This window comes from Bacillus sp. JJ1474, assembly GCF_036965225.1.
GTDB lineage: Bacteria > Bacillota > Bacilli > Bacillales > Cytobacillaceae > Cytobacillus.
The window spans coordinates 36494-42804 of the sequence record NZ_JBALPC010000014.1 but is presented as its reverse complement, the minus strand read 5'-3'; the positions used below and the strand labels follow the sequence as shown (position 1 = coordinate 42804).

The window sequence follows — 6311 nt, the reverse complement described above, 5'->3', positions numbered from 1 at the left end:
GTGGCGTTCTTAGTCTGTGTTCCTATATTCGGGCCTTTACGGGCAGTTGACATCCCACTTAAACTTCTTTGATTCATCTAAAGTTTTGAGGTGGGAGTCTTACTGCCCGTTAATCTGCGATAAATTTAAACAATACTAATAACGAGTTTACTGAAAAACAATGAAATATGCAAAAAAGCATAAGAAAGCCCCGTTATTGAACGGAGCTTTAAAAGACAAACGTATTTTCTGTCCGCCATTACCTAATCTAATGTCAAGTAATAATGGACAAAAAATACGACAAAATGATATACAGTGAGGGTAGATACCCCCACTGAAAAAGTATTGCTTACTTGTAAACTGATGATTTATTGCTTTGCACTTATGTAACTTACAGCGTCACCGACTGTAGCAATTTTTTCAGCGTCATCATCAGAGATTTCCATATCGAACTCATCTTCTAATTCCATTACTAATTCAACTACATCAAGGGAATCAGCGCCAAGATCATCTTTGAATGAAGCTTCTAATTTTACTTCAGACTCTTCAACACCTAAACGGTCAACGATAATCTTTGTTACTCTTTCTAATACTTCTGCCATGCTTGTTCACCTCCCCTCAAGATATTATAGTGTATTTTAAGTAAATAATAAATGTACTTTATTATTATTTTAAATAGTTTACTTAAAAAAATGTATCCGTGTACGCGCGTTGCTACATAACCATGCCGCCATCAACATGAAGTGTCTGACCTGTCATGTATCGGCTATCTTCTGAAGCGAGGAAAACAACAACATTAGCAATATCTGAAGGCTCTCCAAACCGAGCTAACGGAATTTGCTTTAACATCGCTTCCTTTACTTCGTCTTGAAGCTTATCCGTCATGTCAGTTGTAATAAATCCAGGGGCAACAGCATTAACGGTTATACCACGAGAAGAGAGTTCCTTAGCGGATGTTTTTGTAAGTCCGATTACACCGGATTTAGCAGCAACATAGTTTGCTTGACCAGGATTGCCGCTGACTCCGACAATTGATGAAATATTAATAATTCGCCCGCTTCTTTGCTTCATCATTTGTCTTGTTACAGCTTTTGTACATAGGAAGACACCTTTAAGATTAATATTAATTACATCATCCCACTCGTCTTCCTTCATTCTCATCAAAAGATTATCCTTTGTAATCCCAGCATTATTAACAAGAATATCAAGTTTTCCAAAAGCGTCAATTGTTTCCTTTACCATATTCGCAACCGACTCACTATTGGAAACATCACATTGAACCGCTATAGCACTTCTGCCCATTTCCTTAATTTCAGCAACTACCTGATTAGCTCTTTCTTCACTGCCTGAGTAATTAACCGCAATATCTGCACCTTGTCTAGCCAATTCCAAAGCTATTTCTCGGCCAATTCCTCGGGAAGCACCTGTTACTAGAGCTATTTTTCCTTCAAGCTTCATTGTATTTCCTCCTTTAAGGACTCTATAACTGCTGTACATGTCTCTTGATCGGAAACGGCAAAAATCCGAACACTTTTATCGATTTTCTTTACTAGACCAGATAAAACTTTGCCTGGGCCAATTTCAATGAAAGTATCTACACCTAATGAAATCATCTTTTGAACTGAATCCTCCCATAGAACAGGTGAATAAAGCTGAGCTATTAATTTTTCCTTAATTTCCTCTTCAGATGTTATTTCATCAGCTGTCACATTTGCTATTACTGGGATTTCTGCATTCTTTACTTCTATTTCATCTAGAATTTTTTTAAACTTTTCTGCAGCTGGCTTCATTAAATCCGAGTGGAATGGGCCACTTACTACTAGCGGCATCACACGTTTTGCACCGGCTTCCTTTGCCTTCACTGATGCGATTTCAACACCTTTTCTTGATCCGGAAATAACAATTTGTCCAGGACAGTTCAAATTTGCCAGCTGCACTGAATCACCTTCATCGGTAATCTTCTCTGTTACTGTGCGAAGAGTTTCTCGGTCTAAGCCTAAAACTGCAGCCATCGTGCCTTCACCATTAGGAACTGCCTCTTCCATATATTCCCCTCTTTTTCGAACTGCGTACACCCCGTCCTCAAAAGAAATCGCTCCCGCAGCAACAAGTGCTGTATACTCACCTAGACTGTGGCCAGCAACAAAATCCGGTTTGATCCCAGATTGTTTAAAATAATTCAGGACAGCTATACTTGTTGTAAGTAATGCAGGCTGCGCATTTGTTGTTAAAGTCAGCTCTTCCTGCGGCCCTTCAAAAATAAGCTTTGAGAGCGAAAAGTTTAACTTTTCATCTGCTTTATCGAAATATGATTTTACTGTTTGATCAGCATCCGCTAGAGTTTTTCCCATTCCTACAGTTTGGGATCCTTGGCCTGGAAAAAGAAATGCAATTTTCCCCATTGAGACACTCCTATTCTTTATTAAAATTATTTTGAGTTATGCTTTTCGACAACTTCCTTGATTGTTTCTGATACATGATGTGCAACCATTTCCCGCGTCTGTCTCACAGCATTGTATAGTGCATTTGCATCTGATGATCCATGTGCTTTAATGACTGGAGCCTTTAAACCAAATAGACCCGCACCGCCGTATTCAGAGTAGTCCATTTTAGATTTCAATTGGACTAAATCCGGCTTTAGAACGGCAGCAGCCAGCTTGCTTTTAAAACTGCTTGTCAATGCGGACTTCAACATTTTAAAAACGGAAAGGGCTGTTCCTTCAATAGTCTTCAGTACCATATTGCCAGTAAATCCATCTGTTACTACAACGTCTGCAGCACCTTCAAGTAAATCCCGCGACTCCACATTACCGATAAAATTCAAATTAGCATTCTGCAGCAATTCATATGTATGCTTTGTGAGCTCATTTCCCTTTTTTTCTTCTGTACCAATGTTAAGGAGGCCAACTCTTGGATTGGAAATCCCACGAACTTTTTCTGAATAGATGGATCCCATTATGGCATACTGCAAAAGATGTTCAGGCTTTGCATCCACATTAGCTCCTACATCAAGAAGTAAAAATCCCTCTCCGCCAATCGTTGGCAAGGTTGGGGATAATGCTGGTCTTTCTATCCCCTCTATTCGACCAACTACAAAAAGTCCTGCCGCCATTAAGGCACCTGTGTTTCCAGCTGAGATACAAGCATCAGCTTTACCATCAGAAACGAGCTGTGCTGCTAGAACCATCGAGGCATTCTTTTTTCTGCGTACGGCCCTAACAGGCTCATCTGTTGCTAAGATGACTTCATTTGTATGTAAAATTTCAATTCGATCCGGATTCGTTAAATATTCTTTAATTTTCGTTTCGTCCCCAACAAGGGTGATTTCAATATCCTTATATTCAGCAGCAGCTTTCATGGCTCCAAGCACGATTTCTTTAGGAGCATGATCGCCCCCCATTGCATCAATCGCTATTTTCATGCTGTTGTTCATCCTTTTTTGTTTTTTTGTGAGAACGATACATATCGAATTCCCCTTTAAAAACTAACTCATTATTCACATAGCTCGCAACTTCCACGATTGTCCTGCCATTTTCAGAATCGATGCTCACAACTTTGGCCTTTGCAATGACTCTTTCCTTAAGCTTCACGGAACGGGTAAATTGAATGTTTGCTTTAGCCGTTAATGCAAGCTCGTCATTTATCATTGCTACTGCCAATGAATTGGCCTGAGCAAATAAATGATGCCCGCGGGCAATTTTGTTCCGCCTAAAAACATGTTCTTCTTTAATATCTAAAATTGAAATAGCCGTTTTATCTAATTCAATATCAATAATTTCTCCAATAATTTCTTCAATGGGCAAGGATCGGACTTCATCATCAAACCTTTTTTCTGCTACATGCTTTATTCGTTCACGCAGCTCAGGAATGGATAATTCCAGCCTGTCCAGCCGGATTGTCTGAACACTGACAGAAAACTTTTCAGCAAGTTCTTCGTCAGTTATAAAAGGATTTTCCTTTATCGTTTCCGTTAATAAAGCCTGCCGCTCTTTTTTATTTCTTCGCATCTTTTACACTCCGTCCCAGATATTAAGACTAGGTACTAATAGTAGTATATAATCACGAATAGTATATTGCAAGCAGAAATAAGCTCTGTCACACCAGAGCTTATTGAAACCACTTTATTTCTTGAAGCAATTATTAATCAAGTTTTTCACCTTCTAAAACCCCTGATTCTCTTAAGTATGCTCTTAAATATTGAAACTCTGGCATTGTCCAGAATTCATTTGATTGAATTAATTGTGCCGTATCATCTCTAGCTGTCTCTAAAGCTCGGTAATCATGCACCATATCGGCAACCTTAAATTCAGGGAGTCCGCTTTGTTTTTTTCCAAAGAAATCACCAGGCCCTCTTAGTTCCAGGTCCTTTTCGCTTAGAAGAAAGCCGTCATTCGTTTCAGTCATTATTTTCATTCGTTCTTTCCCTGTTTCTGACTTCGGATCGGCCAGAAGAATACAAAAAGATTGATCGCTGCCACGCCCGACCCTTCCTCTTAACTGATGCAGCTGGGACAAACCAAATCGTTCCGCATCATAAATGACCATCATCGTTGCATTAGGGACATTCACGCCAACTTCAACTACCGTAGTCGAAACGAGGACTTGAACTTCATTATTGCTAAATTCCTTCATTACTGCTTCTTTTTCATCTGAGTGTAATCTGCCATGCATTAATCCAACTTGATAGCGCCCATTAAAAAAGTGTGTTAATTGCGCATGTACATCGATTGCATTCTGAACGTCCAGCTTATCAGATTCCTCGATTAGCGGACAAATTACATATGCCTGATGGCCAGCATGAAGCTCCTTTTCAACAAAGCCCAATACTCTCTCAAGCATAGAAGGCTTTGCCCAATACGTTTCTATCACTTTTCTCCCTGCCGGCATTTCATCAATAATGGATACATCCATTTCTCCAAAAACAGTAATGGCTAATGTTCGAGGAATAGGGGTCGCTGTCATAAATAAAACATCTGGGTTCTCCCCCTTCTCCCTCAATACTCTTCGCTGTTCAACACCAAATCGATGCTGTTCATCTGTTATAACAAGGCCTAGTTTTTGAAATTCAACCTCATCTTGTATTAAAGCATGCGTCCCTATCAGAACATCAATGGCCCCTTCCTTAAGAAGCTGCAGTATTTCACGGCGTCTCTTTCCCTTTACCGAGCTTGTCAGCAGCTCACACTTTATCTGAAATGGATCAAGCATTTGTTTTAGTGATTCAGCATGCTGTTCCGCCAATATTTCTGTTGGGACCATTAACGCACCTTGAAAGCCCGCCGTTCTAGACGCATAAAGAGCAATCGCCGCAACCGCTGTCTTTCCAGAGCCCACATCTCCCTGCAACAACCGGTTCATTCTAAATGACGACTTCATATCAGAAAGAATTTCATTGACAACTCTTTTTTGTGCGTTTGTAAGGGAAAATGGCAATGATTGAATAAATGACTTAAGATTTTCAAGTTGATAAAGTTGACTGATGCCGTTTGACTTTTCTCTATCAATTTTTCTTAATGCCTGCATTTTTAATTGAAAATAAAAAAACTCTTCATAAACAAATCTTCTTCTTGCCTGCTTTAAATCATTTTGATCAGCAGGAAAATGCATCATGTTTAGCGCAGTTCTTCTATTCATTAGCTTGTATTTAACTAAATATATTTCAGGTAATGTTTCTTCGATATCTGTTCCAAATTGAGAAAAAGCAATACTGATAAATCGTCTTAACCCTTTAACCGTTACTTTCCCCTTTACAGCGTAAACAGGCTCAAAATCTTTACTTTTTATGACAGAACCAACATGCAATTCACTTGCTGTAATCGTTTGACGATGCTGGTCCCATTTTCCCGTAACCGTGACTGTATCATTAATGGAGATTTTGTTTTTCACATATGGCTGATTAAATAAAACTGTCTGTATTAGATAGTTTCCTATTAATATTCTTAACGTTAATCTTGAACGCTTTCTTCCATAATAGACAAGAGAGGGCTCGCTATGTACCTTGCCGATCACAGTCACTCTATCTTCATGCTTAACCTCTGCCAAATCCTTCTGACGGTAATCTTCATAGCGGTATGGAAAGTACTCTAGTAAATCCTTTACGGTTTTTATATTCATTTCTCCTAATGCTGCTGCGGTTTCTTCTCCAATCCCTTTAACGGCCGTAACTGGAAGAGTCATATTTGGCTTCAATACTTTATGATGATTAGACAAAGATCTCACCTCCAGCTTCCGATTCTATTTCATCAATAAATGAGTCATCCCTAACTTTATTTAGCCAAAAAAGAAGGGGAGGCCCCTTCTTTTCTGTGTGTAAGATCAACAGATAACTCCTT

The 6311-nt window shown here is 39.2% G+C and carries 6 protein-coding genes; all 6 read right to left on the bottom strand.

The features are described from left to right. Positions 1 to 347 precede the first annotated feature (347 nt). Entirely contained in the window at positions 348 to 581 is a 234-nt protein-coding gene (locus V7164_RS02695; protein ID WP_335344376.1) for an acyl carrier protein, read from the bottom strand. A 112-nt stretch (positions 582 to 693) separates the two neighbouring features. Further along, positions 694 to 1437, bottom strand: coding sequence for a 3-oxoacyl-[acyl-carrier-protein] reductase (gene fabG, locus V7164_RS02690; RefSeq protein ID WP_335344377.1), 744 nt, complete (start codon positions 1435 to 1437; stop codon positions 694 to 696). Beyond that, positions 1434 to 2381, bottom strand: coding sequence for an ACP S-malonyltransferase (fabD, locus tag V7164_RS02685; protein WP_335344378.1), 948 nt, complete (start codon positions 2379 to 2381; stop codon positions 1434 to 1436). The genes fabG and fabD overlap by 4 nt, the downstream gene beginning before the upstream one ends. A 26-nt stretch (positions 2382 to 2407) precedes the next feature. After that, positions 2408 to 3400 carry a phosphate acyltransferase PlsX gene (gene plsX, locus V7164_RS02680; protein ID WP_335344379.1) on the bottom strand — a complete coding sequence of 331 codons (993 nt, stop codon included), beginning with the start codon at positions 3398 to 3400 and terminating at the stop codon, positions 2408 to 2410. After that, complete coding sequence (gene fapR / locus V7164_RS02675; RefSeq protein ID WP_335344380.1) at positions 3384 to 3986, bottom strand: transcription factor FapR; 603 nt, start codon at positions 3984 to 3986, stop codon at positions 3384 to 3386. Before fapR ends, plsX begins: the two co-directional genes overlap by 17 nt. Before the next feature lie 133 nt (positions 3987 to 4119). After that, a complete protein-coding gene (gene recG / locus V7164_RS02670) occupies positions 4120 to 6168 on the bottom strand; it encodes an ATP-dependent DNA helicase RecG (RefSeq protein ID WP_335344382.1) in 2049 nt (682 codons plus the stop codon). Positions 6169 to 6311: the final 143 nt, after the last annotated feature.